The organism is Phenylobacterium sp. (assembly GCF_030651185.1).
Lineage (GTDB): Bacteria > Pseudomonadota > Alphaproteobacteria > Caulobacterales > Caulobacteraceae > Phenylobacterium.
Genome location: NZ_JAUSCJ010000011.1, coordinates 46223 through 63677, shown reverse-complemented (window position 1 = coordinate 63677; position 17455 = coordinate 46223). Strand labels below are relative to the sequence as shown.

Annotated in this window: 17 protein-coding genes; 5 read left to right on the top strand and 12 right to left on the bottom strand. The window is 69.5% G+C overall.

Translation table 11 applies throughout. From position 1 onward, the window contains the following. Positions 1–14: 14 nt before the first annotated feature. Positions 15–1595, bottom strand: coding sequence for an aldehyde dehydrogenase family protein (locus Q7J39_RS03260; protein WP_304820372.1), 1581 nt, complete (start codon positions 1593–1595; stop codon positions 15–17). Between the two features lie 140 nt (positions 1596–1735). Between Q7J39_RS03260 and Q7J39_RS03255 the strand changes: the two genes are divergently transcribed. Further along, positions 1736–4162: an ATP-binding protein gene (locus Q7J39_RS03255; protein WP_304820370.1), complete on the top strand. Its 2427-nt coding sequence runs from the start codon at positions 1736–1738 to the stop codon at positions 4160–4162. Here Q7J39_RS03255 and proB read toward each other — a convergent pair. From proB to dmeF, 8 genes are all read right to left on the bottom strand, one after another. Further along, the gene (gene proB, locus Q7J39_RS03250; protein WP_304820368.1) at positions 4159–5298 is read right to left on the bottom strand and encodes a glutamate 5-kinase; all 1140 of its coding nucleotides are present in this window, start codon (positions 5296–5298) and stop codon (positions 4159–4161) included. The two genes, Q7J39_RS03255 and proB, sit on opposite strands and share 4 nt — an antisense overlap. Continuing rightward, positions 5295–6341, bottom strand: a complete 1047-nt coding sequence (obgE, locus tag Q7J39_RS03245) for a GTPase ObgE (RefSeq protein WP_304820365.1) — start codon at positions 6339–6341, stop codon at positions 5295–5297. Before obgE ends, proB begins: the two co-directional genes overlap by 4 nt. Next, positions 6338–6907 carry a biotin transporter BioY gene (locus tag Q7J39_RS03240; protein ID WP_304820364.1) on the bottom strand — a complete coding sequence of 190 codons (570 nt, stop codon included), beginning with the start codon at positions 6905–6907 and terminating at the stop codon, positions 6338–6340. Before Q7J39_RS03240 ends, obgE begins: the two co-directional genes overlap by 4 nt. Positions 6908–6960: 53 nt before the next feature. Beyond that, positions 6961–7491 carry a GNAT family N-acetyltransferase gene (locus Q7J39_RS03235; RefSeq protein ID WP_304820362.1) on the bottom strand — a complete coding sequence of 177 codons (531 nt, stop codon included), beginning with the start codon at positions 7489–7491 and terminating at the stop codon, positions 6961–6963. Positions 7492–7630: 139 nt separating this feature from the next. Beyond that, the gene (rpmA, locus tag Q7J39_RS03230; RefSeq protein ID WP_304820360.1) at positions 7631–7900 is read right to left on the bottom strand and encodes a 50S ribosomal protein L27; all 270 of its coding nucleotides are present in this window, start codon (positions 7898–7900) and stop codon (positions 7631–7633) included. A gap of 32 nt (positions 7901–7932) precedes the next feature. After that, positions 7933–8490: a 50S ribosomal protein L21 gene (gene rplU / locus Q7J39_RS03225; protein ID WP_304820358.1), complete on the bottom strand. Its 558-nt coding sequence runs from the start codon at positions 8488–8490 to the stop codon at positions 7933–7935. Between the two features lie 115 nt (positions 8491–8605). Then, the gene (locus Q7J39_RS03220; RefSeq protein WP_304820356.1) at positions 8606–9895 is read right to left on the bottom strand and encodes a serine hydrolase; all 1290 of its coding nucleotides are present in this window, start codon (positions 9893–9895) and stop codon (positions 8606–8608) included. 78 nt (positions 9896–9973) lie between these two features. Continuing rightward, positions 9974–10897: a CDF family Co(II)/Ni(II) efflux transporter DmeF gene (dmeF, locus tag Q7J39_RS03215; RefSeq protein WP_304820354.1), complete on the bottom strand. Its 924-nt coding sequence runs from the start codon at positions 10895–10897 to the stop codon at positions 9974–9976. 119 nt (positions 10898–11016) lie between these two features. On the opposite strand from dmeF, the gene Q7J39_RS03210 reads away from it, so the two are divergent. Beyond that, entirely contained in the window at positions 11017–12090 is a 1074-nt protein-coding gene (locus Q7J39_RS03210; protein ID WP_304820352.1) for a GTP-binding protein, read from the top strand. 106 nt (positions 12091–12196) lie between these two features. On the opposite strand, the gene Q7J39_RS03205 is transcribed toward Q7J39_RS03210, so the two are convergent. Next, positions 12197–12625 (bottom strand): biopolymer transporter ExbD, encoded by a 429-nt coding sequence (locus tag Q7J39_RS03205; protein ID WP_304820349.1) that lies wholly within the window; start codon positions 12623–12625, stop codon positions 12197–12199. Positions 12626–12832: 207 nt separating this feature from the next. On the opposite strand from Q7J39_RS03205, the gene Q7J39_RS03200 reads away from it, so the two are divergent. Then, positions 12833–13801 carry a WD40 repeat domain-containing protein gene (locus tag Q7J39_RS03200; RefSeq protein WP_304820347.1) on the top strand — a complete coding sequence of 323 codons (969 nt, stop codon included), beginning with the start codon at positions 12833–12835 and terminating at the stop codon, positions 13799–13801. On the opposite strand, the gene Q7J39_RS03195 is transcribed toward Q7J39_RS03200, so the two are convergent. Further along, positions 13798–14460: a nitroreductase gene (locus tag Q7J39_RS03195; RefSeq protein ID WP_304820345.1), complete on the bottom strand. Its 663-nt coding sequence runs from the start codon at positions 14458–14460 to the stop codon at positions 13798–13800. The two genes, Q7J39_RS03200 and Q7J39_RS03195, sit on opposite strands and share 4 nt — an antisense overlap. A gap of 242 nt (positions 14461–14702) precedes the next feature. On the opposite strand from Q7J39_RS03195, the gene mtgA reads away from it, so the two are divergent. Both mtgA and ald read left to right on the top strand, forming a co-directional pair. Further along, positions 14703–15416 carry a monofunctional biosynthetic peptidoglycan transglycosylase gene (gene mtgA / locus Q7J39_RS03190; RefSeq protein ID WP_304820684.1) on the top strand — a complete coding sequence of 238 codons (714 nt, stop codon included), beginning with the start codon at positions 14703–14705 and terminating at the stop codon, positions 15414–15416. Between the two features lie 64 nt (positions 15417–15480). Further along, positions 15481–16596, top strand: a complete 1116-nt coding sequence (gene ald / locus Q7J39_RS03185) for an alanine dehydrogenase (RefSeq protein ID WP_304820343.1) — start codon at positions 15481–15483, stop codon at positions 16594–16596. Between the two features lie 132 nt (positions 16597–16728). Here the strand turns inward: ald and Q7J39_RS03180 are convergent, their stop codons facing one another. Further along, positions 16729–17436, bottom strand: a complete 708-nt coding sequence (locus Q7J39_RS03180; RefSeq protein ID WP_304820341.1) for a cytidylyltransferase domain-containing protein — start codon at positions 17434–17436, stop codon at positions 16729–16731. Positions 17437–17455 lie beyond the last annotated feature (19 nt).

Below are 17455 nucleotides of genomic sequence, written 5' to 3'. Positions count from 1 at the left end.
GTCACTGCTCTGGATCAAAACCGCTTCGCCGTGTCGGGATTGCGGTCGAGGTTGAGGTCGGTCTGGCGGACCCGGGCGCGGACGGTGAAGACCCCGTCCCCGGCCAGGACCCCGCCGCGCGCGAACAGGCGGCCGTGCTCCCAGTTGGAGAGGCCGAGCTCGGGGCGGTTCAGGGCGTATTGGCCGTCCACCCAGCGGGTGAAGCCATCACCGGTGAAGGGGGCGTCGATGGCGGCGTAGAAGCGTTCGTGGGCCTGCGCGTCCTGCGAGATCAGGCTGGCGGCGAAGCGGGGGCTGTAGCGGTTGAACAGGGCGACGGCCTGGGCGGCGTCCTCCACGACCATCAGGGAGACCTCCGGTGTCTCCTCCCACTCCCACTCCCGCCCCAGGTCGGCCTCGGCGAGGCGCTCCACCAGGGGTTCCTCGCGGTCGCCCTCGGCGCGGGCGACGGTGACACGGGCGTCGCGCCAGGCGGCGGGGATGTAGCGTTCGGAGCCTTCGACCACGTGCAGCTTGGCGCCCTTGCGGCGCTCGCCGGCGGCTTGCAGTGCGGCCAGGAACACCGGGACCAGGTCCTCGGCGCGCTCGCGGACGATGCAGCAGACGTTGAGCGTGTTGCAGACCTTGCGGTCGAGGGAGTGATAGGCGGCCGCCTCGAAGCGAGCGGCGTCGGCTGCGGCGTCGGCCACCATCCAGGCGCCGCCCGTGCCGTGCAGGCTCACCGGGGTCCCGGCCTGGCGGGCGATGGCCCCGAGCTGGGCCACGGCGGGGCCGGAGCCGCGCGCCACGGCCAGGGCCAGGCGCTTGTCGGAGAACATGGCCCAGCCGGCGGCATGCTCGGCGCTATCCACCAGGGCCGCGGCGCCCTTGGGGAGTCCCGCGGCGGCCAGGGCCGGATCCAGGGCGTGCTCGACGATGGCCCGCGCCGTGCCCAGGGCGTCGGAGCCGATGCGGAAGACCACGGTGTTGCCGGTGCGCAGGACGCCGGTGGCGTCGGCGAAGACATTGGGGCGGCCCTCGAAGACGAAGCCCACGACGCCCAGGGGCGCCATGACCTGGTCGACACTCCAGCCGTCATGGATGGTCGTCTCCAGGATTCTGCCGCGGGCTCCGGGGGTGTCGCGCCAGGCCTGCAAACCGGAAATCATGTCGGCGCGCATGGCCGGGCTGACCGTCAGCCGGGTTGTGGAGCGGCCACGGGCTTGTGCCTTGGCGACATCGGCGGCGTTGGCGGCGCCGATGGCGGCCCAGACCTTGTCGTCGGCGAGCCGGGCGGCGAAGGCGTCGAAGAAGGCGGTGATGGCGGCGTCGCTCACCGCGCCCATCGCCTGGAAGGCGGCATGCGCCTTGCCGACGGCGGCGTCGGCCAGGGCCTGGACAGCGGCGGGAACGTGCAGCAGGTCGCCGCTATCCTGCACCACCAGCAGCCGGTCGCCGGCCTGGAAGGCGTCCGCGAGCGCCTGGGACACATAGGCCACGCGGTCGCCGCCATGGGGGATGGCCATGGAGGGCGCGAGCGTGGTCAGCCGGCCGCTGCCCGCCTCCGCCCCGCCTCTGCCCGCCGCATCGCCCACGTCGCCCACGTCGCCCGCCATATGCTCAAGATGAGCCTTAGTAAGCACCTTTCCCGAGGGCGGCAATTCACCGCGATGGCGCGACAGAATGTCTCGCCGATTAAGCCCGCGTTACCAGTCTGCCACCTACGCTCCCGGCGAGGGGGGGGACCGTGGGCGTCATGAAGAGAATCCTCAGTCTGGGCGCCTTGCTCCAGGTCATCGCCGGGGTGATGGTGGCCTCCCTGGTGATCACCTGCGGGGTGATGGCCCTGCGCGCCTATGAGCGCCAGCAGGCCGCCCAGCGCGTGCTGTTGGCCGCCGAGATCTCCCGCGACCTGTTCCACGCCATGCAGGGGCTGCGCCTGGAGCGGGGCGCCGTTTCGATCGCCCTGACCAAACCCGGGGTCCCGACCGCTGAGGCCTTTCGAGGCCTGAACGACAGCCGGGTGAGCACCGATGCGGCGATCAAGTCGGCCCTGGCCCACCTGAATCCGACGCGGCTGGACATGGTGGGGGCCGAAGGTCCTGCCGTGCGCCGCCTGGTGGATGAGATCGCCGCCCGGCAGGCGACCTTCCATCACATGCGCCAGGTGACGGACAAGGCGTTGGCGACCGCCGACGCCAATCGATCCGAAGCCCTGCGCCAGGCCTGGCTCACCGCCGATTCCAACCTGGTGGATACGCTGGGAGAACTCTCCGGCCAGCTTTCCAACGAGGCCATTCAGGCTGACCCGTTCATCGCCCGGATGATGACCGTCAAACAGCTCGCCTGGCTGGCGCGCGAGACCGCCGGCCTGGATGCGATGCTGGTGGGCGAGGCGCTGGGCCGCGGCCGCCCGCTGACCGGCGCCGAACGCGAGGCGATGGCCAAGCTCACCGGGGCCGTGGACGCGGCGCACAGGATGATCACCGCCCAGGCGAACCTGACCTTCAATCCGCCGCGCCTGAAGAGCGCCATCGCCACGGCCGAGCGCCGCTATTTCGTGGCGTTCCGGGCCGACCGGGCCGCCGCGCTCTCCTCGCTCGACACCGGGACGCCGGTCGACGCCGAGGCGCTCAACCGCGCCATGATGGACAGCCTGCAGAGCCTGACGGACGTCGTCGCCGCCAGCTTCGACCTCACCGCCGAGCACGCCGCACTTCAGGTGAGGGCCGCCGAGCGCCAGGTGCAGCTTTCCATCGCCCTGATGGTGGTCGCCTGCGCCTTCGGCCTGCTATCTGCCGCCTTCATCATCGGCCGGGTGGTGCGCCCGATGGCCCGGATCACCCAGGCCATGGGGGACGTGGCGGCCGGCGACCTGGAGAGTGAGATCCCCTTCGAGTTCCGCGCCGACGAGATCGGCCGACTGGCCCAGGCCCTGGGCGTCTTCCGCCGCAACGCCCTGGAGCGGCGCGAGATGGAGGACGTGCTGGTGCGCAGTCAGGTCGCCAAGGAGGCGGCCGAGAGCGCCAACAAGATGAAGTCCCAGTTCCTGGCCAATATGAGCCACGAGATCCGCACGCCGCTGAACGGGGTGCTGGGCATGGTCCAGGTGATGGAGCGTGAGGCGCTCGCCCCCGACCAGCGGGAGCGGCTGCACATCATCCGCGATTCCGGCGCCGGCCTGCTGCAGGTGCTGAACGATGTGCTGGACATCTCCAAGATCGAAGCCGGCAAGCTGGACCTGGCGCCCGTCGAGTTCGACATCGAGACCCTGGCCACCCGGACGGTCTCCACCTTCACGGGCGCGGCGGCCGCCAAGCGCCTGGACCTGGAGGCCACCGTCGACCTGGACGCCACCGGGGTCTGGCTCGGCGACGCCGATCGTATCCGTCAGATCCTGTCGAACCTGCTCTCCAACGCCGTGAAGTTCACCGATGTGGGGGCGGTATCCCTCGAGGTGACCACCAGGCCGGAGGGGCTGGACTTCATCGTTCGCGACAGCGGCATCGGCATGTCGGCCGAGGCCCTGCCGAAGCTGTTCTCCAAGTTCACCCAGGTGGACGACTCCAACGAGCGCCGGTTCGGCGGCACCGGCCTGGGCCTGGCCATCAGCCGCGAGCTGGTGGAGCTGATGGGCGGCGCCATCGAGGTCGCGAGCGTGCCGGGCAAGGGCTCGGAGTTCCGGGTCAGCCTGCCCCTGCCGCGGATCAGCGAGACCGCCCGCGCTCCCGTCAGCGTGGCGCCCGGCGAGATCAGCCTGCCCCAGGGCCGGCGGCTGCGCATCCTGGCGGCGGAGGACAACCCCACCAACCAAAAGGTTCTGGCCGCCCTGCTGGCCCCGCTGGACGTCGAGCTGACGGTGGTGGGCGATGGCCTGCAGGCGGTCTCCACCTGGGCGACCGCCGATTTCGACGTGATCCTGATGGACATCCAGATGCCGGAGATGGGCGGGGTGGCCGCGTCGCTCGCCATCCGCCAGGCCGAAGCCGCGCAGGGCATGGCGCCGATCCCGATCATCGCGCTGTCGGCCAACGCCATGAGCCACCAGATCGCCGAATACATGGCCGCGGGCATGACCGCCTATGTGGCAAAGCCCATCGAGGTCGGTGTGCTGTACGAGACCATCGGCGAGGCCCTGGCCGGCGCCGAGGCCCTGCCCGAAGCGCGCGCCGAAGCGGTCTAGATCGCCGTAACCTCAGCCGGGGCGTGGCCCAGGGCCAGGTCGTCGGCGTGGATCACCGGGCCCGACGTATAGCCCAGCGCCCCCTCGATGGCGTCGGACTTCAAGCCCAGGATGGTGACGGCGTCGGCGCTGTCATAGCGGGTCAGGCCGCGGCCGATTTCGCGCCCGGCCTGATCGCGGACGATGACCGCGTCGCCCTTTTCGAAGCGACCCTCGACGGCGCGGATGCCGGCGGCCAGCAGGCTCTTGCCAGTGGAGAGCGCGCGCGCCGCGCCATCGTCCACCACCAAGGTCCCGGCCGGCGCCAGGGTCCCGGCGATCCAGGCCTTGTAGGCGGCCTTGGCGCTGATGGCGGGCTCGATGACGGTGGCGGGCTCGCCGGCCTCCAGGGCCGCCAGGGGCGAGGGGCGGCGGCCGAGGGTGATGACGGTGGCGCAGCCGGCCGACTGGGCCATGCGGGCCGCGGCGATCTTGGTGGCCATGCCGCCGGTCCCGACCCCGGCGCTGGCGTTGGCGCCGCCGGCCATCGCCTCGATCTCGGGCGTCAGGTGGGTGATGCGGTCCAGCCGCCGGGCGTCGGGATTGCTGCGCGGGTCGGCGGTGTAGAGGCCGTCGATGTCCGACAGCAGGACCAGGACGTCGGCGCCGATCATCTGGGCCACGCGGGCGGCCAGGCGGTCGTTGTCGCCGTAGCGGATCTCCTCGGTGACCACGGTGTCGTTCTCGTTGACGACCGGGATCACGCCGAGGTCCAGGAGGGTCTCGACGGTGGCGCGCGCATTGAGCCAGCGGTGGCGGACCTCGGTGTCGTCGCGGGTCAGCAACACCTGGGCGGCGTGGATGTCGTGGGGCTCCAGCGCCTCTTCCCACGCGCGCATCAGGGCCGACTGACCGGCGGCGGCGGCGGCCTGTTTCTCGGGCAGGGTCAGGGATCGCTTGGCCAGCATCAGGCGGCGGCGACCAAGGGCCACGGCGCCGGAGGAGACCACCAGGACCTGCTGCCCCCGGGCCCGCAGGCGGGCGACATCGGCGGCGAAGGCGGCCAGCCACAGGGTGTCGGCCGTGCCGTCCTCGCCCACCAGCAGGGCCGAGCCGACCTTGACGACAACCCTGCGGGCGCGCTCGATCCCGCTCACGGCTTCCAGCCCACTTCGTCCTCGCCGCCCTTGCCGACGGCGGCGGCGGCTTTGCGGTCACGCACCAGGGCGTAGGCCTCGCGCAGGATTTCCACCACGCCGGTCCCAGCCACGGCGGAGACGATGCGGACCGGCACGCCGGCGGCCTCCTCCAGCGCCTCGCGCTGCATCGCCACGGTGCTCTCGTCCAGGGCGTCGATCTTGTTGAGCGCGATGATCTCGGTCTTGTCGCCCAGCTCCTCGCCATAGGCTTCGAGCTCGTGGCGCACGGTCTTCCAGGCCTCGACCACGTCGGTCTGGGTGGAGTCGATCAGGTGGATCAGCACCGCGGTGCGCTCCACGTGGCCCAGGAAGCGGGTGCCGAGCCCGGCGCCGTCCGACGCGCCCTCGATCAGGCCGGGGATGTCGGCCAGGACGAAGCGCTCGCTGGGGGACAGGTCCACGATTCCGAGATTGGGGTGGATGGTGGTGAAGGGATAGTCGGCGATCTTCGGCTTGGCGGCGCTGGCGGCGGCCAGGAAGGTGGACTTGCCGGCATTGGGCAGGCCCGCCAGGCCGACATCGGCGATCAGCTTCAGCCGCAGCCAGATCCAGCGCTCCTCACCCTCCTGGCCAGGGTTGGCGTGGTAGGGGGCCTGGTTGATCGAGCTCTTGAAGCGGTCATTGCCCCAGCCGCCGTTGCCGCCCTTGGCCAGCAGGAAGCGCTGGCCCGGCGTGTCCATGTCGACGATCAGGGTTTCCTTGTCCTCCTCCAGCACCTGGGTGCCGACCGGGACCTTCATGACGATGTCCTCGCCCGCCGCGCCGTGGCGGTTGCGGCCCATGCCGTGGGTGCCGGTGTCAGCCTTGAAGTGCTGGCTGTAGCGGAAGTCGATCAGGGTGTTGAGGCCGTCCATGGCCTCGATCCAGACGTCGCCGCCGCGGCCGCCGTCACCGCCGTCGGGGCCGCCGTATTCGATATATTTCTCGCGCCGGAAGGAAACGGCGCCGCCGCCCCCGTTGCCGGAGCGGACAAAGACCTTGCACTGGTCGAGGAATTTCATCGGGTCAGAATCCGGTCGCCCGCGAGCTTGACGGTCGCGACGGCCAATAGGGTTTTCAAGAAAGCGCCCACGAGGAAGGGCGCGACGCCGCCGACGAAGGCGGCCTTGGCCCCCAGGCCGGAGGCGAGCCAGGCGAAGCCCAGCAGCAGGATGACGGCGTGGGCCAGGAGGAAGCTGGCGGTCAGCGGCAGCCAGGCGCGGCCGGTCCGCGCGGCGAGCCAGCCCACCAGGCCGGCGGCGGCCAGGAATCCCAGCAGATAGCCGCCGGTGGGACCCACCAGGGCCTCGAGTCCGCTGGCCCCGCCGGCCAGCACGGGCAGGCCCATGGCCGCCTGGGCCAGCCAGACAAAGACGATCTCAAGCGACAGGCGCAGGCCTGAGAGCCCGGCGATCACCAGCAGGGCGTAGGTCTGCAGGGTCATGGGGACCGGATACATCGGAACCTCCGCCCAGGAGGCGGCGGCCAGCAGCCAGCTTCCCGCCAGGACGGCGCCGACCCGCCACGCCAAGGCGCGCCCTGCGAGCAGGGCGTCCAGAGGCGCTTTGAAGGTGGCGGCGGTGGTCAATTCCATAATCCAGAGAGGTTCGGCGCCCGCCATACCACGCGAGCGCCGCAAACTCACGCCAGCCAGACCATCATCCGCGAGGGAACGGCTTCGCCGCGGGCGGCCGAGGGCGAAAGCCGGACCTCCCCGGTGTAGAGGAAGCCGGTCTTGCAGAGCACCGAGGCCGAGGCGGGGTTGTCGGAGAAGTGACGCGCCAGGACGTAGCGCCGCTTCCACGTCTTGTTGGCCCAGACCAGGGCGCCCTTGGCCGCCTCGGTGGCGAACCCGCAGCCCCAGAAGGGGCGGCCGATCCAATAGCCCATCTCGCTGCGGCCGTGCTCGCTGTCGAAGCCCACCACCCCGATCGGCCCCTGCTCGGGGTGATCAATGACGAACAGGGCGCGGCTATCCGGGTCGGCGTCGTCGGCCTGTTCCAGATAGTTCTGGGCGTCCTCCAGCCCGTAGGGATGGGGGATGGAATGGGTCATGCGGGCCAAGTCGCGATCATTGAGCAGCTTGGCCATGCGCGCGGCGTCGGTCATCCGGGGGCGCCGCAGGCGCAGCCGCTGCGTCTCGATGACGGGTTCGATCTGGATGGAGCACATCTTGAACCTCCCGGGTCCTCTGGCGGGACCCCTGAAACAGAAAAAGCGGGAGCCCGGCGTTCCGGACTCCCGCTTTTCGGGATTCTGTCCGGTCCGCCTGACTGATCGTCGGGGCGGAACCGGAGAAGAGAGGTTCCGCCTAGCTGGCGTTGGTCTCGGCAGCCACCACGTTCACATAGGTGCGGTCGTCGCGCTTGGTGACGAACTGCACAGCGCCGTCGGCGGTGGCGAAGAGGGTATGGTCACGGCCCATGCCGACATTCACGCCCGCGAAGAACTTGGTGCCGCGCTGACGGATGATGATGTTGCCGCCGATGACGGACTCGCCACCGAACTTCTTCACGCCGAGACGACGGCCGGCCGAGTCGCGGCCGTTGCGGGATGAACCGCCTGATTTCTTGTGAGCCATTGTGGTCTCCTAAACTTGTCTTGATCCGACGCTTATTCGGCGTCGGGCTTCTTGGCGGCGGCCTTCTTCGGCGCAGCAGCCTTCTTCTCGGTGGCTTCAGCCTTGGGCGCAGTCGCCTTGGGGGCGGCGGCCTTCTTGGCGGCGGGCGCAGCGGCCTTTTCGGCGGAGAGCGCGGCCTTGGCGGTCGCGGCTTCTTCCAGCTTCAGGTTGCGGGCGCGAGCGTTGAGGACAGCCTTGGTGGTCATGTCCACCACGCCGTCCCAGTTCTCGGTCTTGCCGGCGCCGGCCACCGAGGTGACGCGCAGGACGCTCTCGTGCTGGCGATGGCCGCGGGTGCGGCGATAGCCCTGACGACGGCGCTTCTTGAAGATCTTCACCTTCAGACCCTTGCGGGTCTCGATCAGGGTGGCGCTGACGGTGGCGCCTTCCACGATCGGAGCTCCGAGGGTGATGGTCTCACCGTCGCCCAGCATCAGGACGTCGCCGAACGCCACATTGGCGCCCGGCTCACCTTCAAGCTTTTCGACGACGAGAAGGTCGCCCGCCTGAACCCGGTACTGCTTACCGCCGGTTTTGATCACCGCGTACATCGTTGACGCCTTGAGACTTTAGCAAAAAAGGATCACGCCCGCGGGAAGGTCCTGCGTGCGAAGGCGCGGACTTATACAGACGACCCCCGCCAAGTCAACGGAAGCCGCTGTGGATTCAGCGACCTCCGGAAGAGTCTCCCGGACGGAGGCTGGCGAGCGTCTTGCGGGCGTCGTCGCGTTCGCTCTCCCAGCTGGTCACCACGGCCTTGGAGACCTGCTGCATGAAGGCCAGGCGTGCGGGGACCGGCTTGGTGGTGCGCTTCATCAAAACGACCACCGCATAGGAGCGCCCGTCGGGGGCGGTGAGCAAGGCGACGTCGTTGATGCCGATGGAGCCGCCCCGCCAGTCCTGGCCGGTGCCGGTCTTGTGGGCGATGGACCAGCCCGAGGGCAGGCCGCCCTTCAGGCGCCGCGGGCCGGTGCGGGCCTCCGACATGGTGGCCAGGAAGGCGTCGGTGGATTCCTGCGACAGCAGCTCGCCGCGTTTCAGGGCCACCAGGGCGGTGGCGAGACCCGCCGGGGTCGCGCCGTCCAGCGGATTTTCGAGATAGGCGTGCATGGCGGCGTCACGGACGGAATCGGGCAGGCGGGCCCGGGCGTCCTTGAAATTGCCGCCGATGCCCATCTCCGGGCTCCAGGTCAGGCCGGCGATCTTGGCCTGCAGGTTCTTCTCGTCGGCGCCCATGCGGATGCCGGTCAGGTTCTTGCGCGCCAGCATGTCGGCCACGGCGTCGACGCCGCCCACCTCGGCCAGCAGCTTGTCGTTGGCGGCGTTGTCGCTCTCGATCAGGGCCCGGCGCACCAGGTCGCGCAGGGTGGTGGCGTAGCCTGTGGCGCCGATCTTGTGGGAGATGGGCTGGAAGAAGACGCTGCGGTCCTGCGGGCCCAGGAGCACCCCCTGGTCCAGGCTGAGCTTGCCCTGGTCGAGGGCGTCCATGGTGGTCATGGCCACCCACAGCTTGGAGACGCTCTGCTGCGGGAAGGCGTCGTCGCCGGCCACCTGGGCCATCCAGCCTTCGCTGGTGTCGGCCACGGCGATGCCCACGGGCTCGCGGTAGCTGGCGGCCAGCTCGTCCAGCCGCTTCTGCAGGGCTTGGGGTGGCGGGCCTGGCTTGGGGCGCGGGGCGATGTGGGGCCGCGGCGCGCCGGTTCCGGCGGCCAGGATGGTGGGCGGCGGGGCCTTGGCCGGGGTCTTGGTGACCACATAGGCCCCGCCCAGGAGGGTCAGCCCCCCCAGGACGGCCAGGGCGGAGGCCGGGCGCCAGCGGGTCGCCCAGAACATCCGGGTGTCGAAGAGAAGGTCGCGCCGGGCCTGGGGCCAGGACGCCGTGCGGTCCTCGAGCCAGGTCAGGGTCCGCAGGGTCGTGACGAGCAGGTTGACGCCGAGGTCGGACACGCCGTCCACGCCCGACCGGCCCCAAGCCCGTAGCTGCTCAAGCCCTTGATTCATCAGACCTTGAAAAGGCTGATCCGCGGACTCCGGTCAAGCCGTCGTGTGGTCGCGGACTTCCACAGTTACGTGACTTAGGCCCGCCAGGCCCGCCAGGCGGGCGCGATAGGCCTGGGGCGCCTGCGGATCGGACGCGGCGATGACGATGATGGCGGCGTGGTGGCCGGGGCCGAGCCGCCAGAGGTGCAGGTCCAGCACCCGCTCGCCCTCGCCCTCCAGGCGGCCGCGGATCTCGGCGGTGAGCTCTGGGCTGGGATTGACGTCCAACAGCACTGCGCCGGTGCGGCTGAGCAACCGCCAGGCGAAGTGGGCCAGCAGGCCCGCCCCCGCCAGGGCGGCCACGGGATCGGTCCAGCTCCAGCCCAGATAGCGGCCGGCGGCGAGGCCGGCGATGGCCAGGGCCGAAATCACCGCGTCGCCGGCCAGGTGCAGGTGGGCCGCCGAAAGGTTCAGGTCGCCATCTCGATCGTGGGCGTGGCTCTGGCCGGGCTTCAGCAGCCAGACGCAGACCAGGTTCACCGCCAGGGCGACGGCGGCCAGCGGTAGGGCGCCGTCATAGGCCACATCCTCGGGCGCCAGCAGGCGCTCCACGCTCTCGATGGCGATCAGCAGGGCGGTGACGCCCAGGACTGCGGCGTTGGCGAAGCCGGCCAGATAGCCCAGCTTGCCCGTGCCGAAGGAAAACCGCGGATCGGCGGCGTAGGTCCGGGCCACGGCGTAGGCGCCGGCGGCCACCAGCAGGGCGGCGACATGGGCGGCCATGTGCAGCCCGTTGGCGACAAGCGCCATGGAGTGGAAGGCCAGCCCACCGGTGATCTGAGCCGCCAGGGTGGCCAGGCAGATGGCCGCCACCAGCCAGGTCCGCCGCTCATTGCGGGCGTGATCGGCGCCCAGATAGATCCGGTCGCCCCGGAAGGCGTCCATCGGCTCAGAAGCGGGGGGTTCGGCGGTGGTCACGGGCGCCTATATATAGAGTGCGGGGGGCGGGAGCGGAGGGGTGTTATTCTATAACACTTCGCTCAGGTCAAGCGATCGCGTGCGCGCCGCCTGTTCCATCCCGCGCCGACAATGACTAGATGAGCCCCATGAACGCCAAGACCCCCGTCACCGTCCTCACCGGCTACCTCGGCGCCGGCAAGACCACCCTGCTCAACCGCATCCTCACCGAGGACCACGGCAAGCGCTACGCCGTGATCGTCAACGAGTTCGGCGAGGTGGGCATCGACAACGACCTGATCGTCGGCGCCGACGAGGAAGTGTTCGAGATGAACAACGGCTGCGTCTGCTGCACGGTGCGCGGCGACCTGATCCGGGTGCTTTCGGGCCTGATGAAGCGCAAGGGCGGCTTCGACGCCATCATCGTGGAGACCACCGGCCTGGCCGATCCTGGTCCGGTGGCCCAGACCTTCTTCGTGGATGACGACGTGAAGGCCAAGACCCAGCTGGACAGCGTCACCACCGTGGTGGACGCCAAGCACCTGCCTCTGCGCCTGGCCGATTCCAAGGAGGCCGTCGAGCAGATCGCCTTCGCCGACCAGATCGTGCTGAACAAGACCGACCTGGTGACGCCGGAAGAATTGAAGGCCGTGGAGGCCGCCATCCGGCGGATCAATCCGCTGGCCCCCATCCACCGGGCGCAGCGCTCCAACGTGCCGCTGGACGCCATCCTGGGCCGCGGCGGCTTCGACCTGGCCCGCATCACCGAAATCCTGCCTGAGTTCCTGAACCCCGCGCACGGCGAAGACGGCCATGTGCATGACGAGGATTGCGACCATGATCACGATCATCACGATCACGACCATTCTCACCACGATCACGGCCATGCTCATCCGCACGAAGACCATGCGGCCGCAGCCGGTATCCGCGGGATCTCGCTGACCCTGCGCAAGCCGATCCACGGCCAGAGGGTCACCAACTGGCTGAACCAGCTGCTGGCCGACCAGGGCCCCGACATCCTGAGGGCCAAGGGTATCCTGGACGTGGCGGGCGACGAGCGCCGGCTGGTTTTCCAGGCGGTGCACATGATCCTGGAGGGCGACTTCCAGCGTGAGTGGAAGGACGGCGACGACCGCTTCAGCCGCATGGTGTTCATCGGCCGCAACCTGGACGAAGCCGCGCTGCGGGCCGGCTTCGAGGCCTGCGCGGCCTAAAGCCCAAGACGATCCCTCCCGGCGCCACGCGCCTGGTGGGATCCAGAAACGAAAAAGCCCGCCCGGGTTTCCCTGGGCGGGCTTTTCCTTGTCTCGGGCCGAAGACCTAGAGGTCTTCGTTGATCAGGGCGACCTGGAAGTAGCCGTTGCCCTGGAGGGCGTTCATCACCGACATGAACTCGCCGTAGCGCACCGTCCGGTCGGCGCGGATATAGACGCGCTCTTCGGTGGGGTTGGGCTTGTTCAAGGTGCGGGCGAGGTCCGCGGGCAGGGTGTCCAGGGTGGTGGGCTGGTCGCCGATATAGAGGCCGGCCACCTGAATATTGATCAGGGTCGGCTCTTCCACCTTCGTGCCCGGGGGCGGCGGAATCGCCGGCGGCAGGTCGAGCTTGATCGACACCGTCGCGGCGGGGATCGACACCATGAAGATGATGAGGAGCACCAGCATCACGTCCACGAAGGGCGTGACGTTGATGTCGCTGTTTTGGCCGAGGTCGAACTTGCCGCCGCCCCCGCCGCCCAGCTTCGCACCCATATGCAATTCCTTCCCTAGGGGCGCGTATGACGTCGCGCCCATCCACAGTCCGGACACCCTTCGCCAATCAAATCGGGATTGTAAAGCCCGAACCGCCGTCCGCTGGCGGCCAAGTCCAGGCGCTGCCTCAGTTGGTCTCGTCCCAGGCGAATTTTCCAGGCGCCCGATGGCTCGCCAAGACCGGTGTTAGGCGGCTAAGAGGCGGGCATGAGCATGTCCTACGACGCCTATGTCACCGCCGCCCTCTTCGACCGCCACGGCAAGGCGGCCTTTGCGCTCGGCGACGGCACGGTCCGATTCGAGGGCGGGGAGACCGCGGCCGCCCACAAGGGGGTGGCGCTGTCGGCCTGTCTGCATCCCAGCGGCGAAGGGATTCTCACCGGTGGCGACGACGGGGCGGTGGTCTGGTCGCGGGGCGCCGAGGTCACGGAGATCGCGAAGATTCCCGGCCGCTGGATCGAGTCGGTGGCGGCGTCGGCTGAGTCGAAGCTGATCGCCTTCGCCGCCGGCAAGGAGCTGCACGTCCGCGACGCCGGCGACCTGGCCTTCAGCCGCGTCTTTGTCCACGAGAAGTCGGTGGCCGACGTGGCTTTCGACCCCAAGGGGCGGCGGATCGCCACGGCCACCTATAACGGCGCCTGGCTCTGGTACGCCCGCATCGCCGAGCAGAAGCCGACGGTGTTGAAGTGGGCCGGCAGCCACGTGGCCCTGGCCTTCAGCCCGGATGGCAAGTTCCTGATGAGCTCGATGCAGGAGAACCAGCTGCACGGCTGGCGGGTCGCCGACGAGAAGAACCTGAAGATGGGCGGCTATCCGGCCAAGGTGAAGAGCCTGACCTTCCTCTACAAGGGCCAGATGCTGGCCACCTCCGGCGCCAATGGCGCGGTCATCTGGCCGTTCACCGGTTCGGCCGGGCCTCTGGGCAAGCAGGCGGCCGAGGTGGGCTTCGACGAAAGCTCGATGGTCAATCGCGTGGCCGCCACCCCGGTGGGCAACCGGCTCGCCGCGGGCCTGGACGACGGCCGGGTGTGGGTCTGCGACCTTTCCAATCAGGCCATCGACATGCTGAAGGCCGAGAAGGGCCCGCCGATCTCGGCCCTGGCCATGACCCCGGACGGCAAGCGGGTGGCCTGGGGCGACGAAGAGGGCGGGGCCGGGGTGTTCGAGGTGGTTTAGTCGAACCCCTTCATTTCCGCCCAGGTCTCGAAGGGGTCGCGCGCTGAGCGCAGGGTGTTGATGGGGTGGCTCTCATCGCGGTAGCCGAGCGCCATGCCGGAAAACAGCATGTGGTCCTCAGGCAGCCCCACCAGGTCGGCGACCGTCTGCGGATAGCGGGCCCAGTATTCCTGGGCGCAGGTGTCCAGGCCCCGCTCGGCGGCCAGCAGCATCACGGTCTGCATGTACATGCCCAGGTCCGACCACTGCGGCGGCCCCAGCTTGCGGTCCAGGCAGAAGAACAGGCCGACGGGCGCCCCGAACAGCTCACCATTCTTGGCCAGTTGCCGCAGGCGGGCCGGCTTGTCCTCACGCGGGATGCCGATGGCGGCGTAGAGGTCTTCGCCGTTCTGGAACCGCCGGGTGCGGAAGGGGTCCCAGAGGTTGGCTGGATAGACCTCGTATTCCGGGGTCTCGCCGAAGGGATTGGCCGCCACCTTGGCCTTCAGCTCCTCGAGCGCTTCGCCGGCCAGGGCGTAGACCCGCCAGGGCTGCAGATTCCCCCCCGAAGGGGCGCGGGCGGCCAGCTCCAGGATCTCGCGCACGGTCGCGGCCGGGGGCCTGTCGGGCTTGAAGGCGCGGATGGAGATTCGCCTGGCGACGGCTTGCGTGACGTTCATCTGCGCTCCTGGGGTGCGGCGGCTTGACCGGTTCCACGGCTTCGCTAGCAGTGACACCCTAGGTCAAGGCAAGGGCCAGTAACTTGAGCGAAACGACCCCCGGTTCCGACAAGGACGACGCCCTGCGCCTGACGCCTGAGGCGTCGGGGGGCTGGGAAGACCTGACCAGGTCCTGGGACGACATCTCGCTCAACGAAAAGCCCCGGTCGGTGGATGATCGCGGCGACGCCCCGCCGATCCAGATTCCACGGGACTCGCCGCACAGGCGCAGTGTCTGGGGCCGGGTCGGCCGTACGGTGGTCAGTCTGGTGCTGATCTTCGGCCTGATCGGTCCGGTGTTGGTGACCGCCGCCTATCGGTTCGTTCCGCCGCCTATCACCTATCTGATGGTGGAGCGGGTGTTCGAGGGGCGTGGCTTTTCCCGCCAGTGGCGCTCTCTGGACGAGATTTCCCCGCGCCTGGTACGCTCGGTGATCGCCGCCGAAGACGCCAAGTTCTGTAGTCACCGCGGCTTCGACTTCGGCGCCATGCAGAAGGCCTTCGCCCACAATGAACGCTCCAAGCGGGTGCGGGGCGGGTCGACCATCAGCCAGCAGACCGCCAAGAACATCTTCCTCTGGCCCGACCGCTCCTATGTCCGCAAAGGCCTTGAGGCCTATTTCACCGTCCTGATCGAGGGGCTGTGGGGCAAGCGGCGGATCATGGAGGTCTATCTCAACAGCGTCGAATGGGGCCCTGGTGTCTATGGCGCCCAGGCGGCGGCGATGAAGAACTTCGGGGTCGGCGCCGATCAACTCAGCCCGGCCCAAGCCGCGCGGCTCGCGGCCATCCTGCCCAGCCCGCTGAAGTGGCGCGCCGCCAAGCCGGGCCCCTATGTGAAACGCCGGTCGGGCCGCATCGACAAGGCCGCCGGGACCGTCCGCCGCGAGGGGATGGCGAGCTGCGTTCTGGGTTGACGGAACAAAATTAGGCCCCCAACTCCTCTCTGAAGCGAAACAAATTCGCAAAAGGGAGACTTCGATGCGCGTAGGCGTGCCCCGCGAAATCAAGGCGGACGAGTATCGCGTGGGCCTGACCCCCACGGCGGTCCGTGAATATGTCGTCCATGGCCATGAGGTGCTGGTGGAGGCCGGCGCCGGCCAAGGCGCCGGCTATGCCGACGAGGCCTATGTGCGGGCAGGCGCCAGGATCGCCCCCGACGCCGAGGCGGTGTTCGCCGGCAGCCAGCTGATCATCAAGGTCAAGGAGCCCCAGGCCGTGGAGTGGGCGCGGCTGACGCCGGAGCACATCCTCTTCACCTATCTGCACCTGGCGCCCGACCCGGCCCAGACCGAGGGCCTGCTGGCCTCGGGCGCGGCGGCTATCGCCTATGAGACGGTGACTGACGCCAATGGCGGCCTGCCGCTGCTGGCCCCGATGTCGGAGGTGGCCGGCCGGATCGCGGTGTTCTCGGCTGGCGAGACCCTGCTGAAACACAATGGCGGCATGGGCCTCCTGTTGTCGGGCGTGCCCGGCGTGCCCCCGGCGCGGATCTGCGTGCTGGGCGGCGGGGTGGTGGGCATGAACGCCGCGCGCATGGCCGCCGGCCTCGGCGCCGAGGTGGTGGTGGTGGAGCGCTCCATCCCGCGCATGCGGGTGCTGGACGACATGTTCCTTGGCCGCATCCTGACCCGCTACTCCACCCTCGACGCGGTGGAGGAGGAGGTGTTGAAGGCCGACGTGGTGATCGGCGCGGTGCTGACCGCCGGGGCCGCGGCCCCGACTCTGGTGCGCCGCGAGCACCTCGCGCGCATGAAACCCGGCTCGGTGCTGGTGGACGTCTCCATCGACCAGGGCGGCTGTTTCGAAACCTCCAAGCCCACGACCCACGTCCATCCGACCTACACCATCGACGGGGTCGTGCATTACTGCGTGGCCAATATGCCGGGCGCCGCGCCGCGCACCTCGTCGGAGGCGCTCGGACACGCGACCCTGCCGTTCGGCCTGGCGCTGGCGGACAAGGGGCTGGGCGCGCTGGCGGCCAACAAGCATCTGGCCAAGGGCCTGAACGTCCTGAAGGGCCAGATCACCCACCCGGCGGTGGCGCAGGCTCTGGGCAAGCCGTTCAGCGATCCGTACGGGGCGTGGGCGGTGTAGCTCGGGCCGCCCAACTGTCATCCCGGAAAGCGCGCAGCGCTTGTCCGGGACCCATATGCGCGGGGCTATACGGAGAAATCGGTGCTTCTGGGTCCCGGTCTTCCGCTGCGCAGAAACCGGGATGACACTCAGTTACGCCGCCCAGCGGGCGAGGTCCTGGCGGCCCTGCAGCACGCCCAGCACGTCCTCGTGGCCGAAGGCCGGGTCGTCGGCGTGCAGGGCGGAATAGACGCCGTTGGCGAAGGCCATGTCTGCGGAGGTCTTCACCCGCCAGTCGAGGCCCGACCAGTCGCGCCGAGCCAGGCAGTGGGCCTGGGGATAGCGCTCGGGCTGGCTGCGGATCTGGGCCAGGGGGGAGGTCCCGGCGGCCGTGGCCTCATCGGTCTCGGCCGCGGTGCGGGCCAGGGCGGCGGCGGTGACCACCTCGACCTCGAGACCCTTTGGGAAGGTGCGCTCGACGCGGTTGGAGGCGTAGGAGGCGCCCGTGGTGAGCGCCAGGCGGATGGTCTCATCAATGACGCCGGGATCGACGAAGGGCGAGTCGCCCTTGATGCGCACCACATGGCTGACCGGGCCGGCCGCCTCGACGCAGCGCATGAAGCGGCGCGACAGGTTCTCCGAGGCGCCGCGGAACACGGTCTGGCCGCGGGCGACCAGGAAGCTGGCCATGGGGTCGTCGACGGCCTCGTCGCTGGTGGCGACGATCAGCTTGGACAGGCAGCGGGCCTGACGGATGCGCTCCACCTGGCGCAGGATCATCGGCTCGCCGCGCAGGGGGGCCATAGCCTTGCCGGGCAGTCGGGGCGAGGTCATCCGGGCTTGCAGGATCGCGAGGATCATGGGCGGCAGGCTCCTTTTG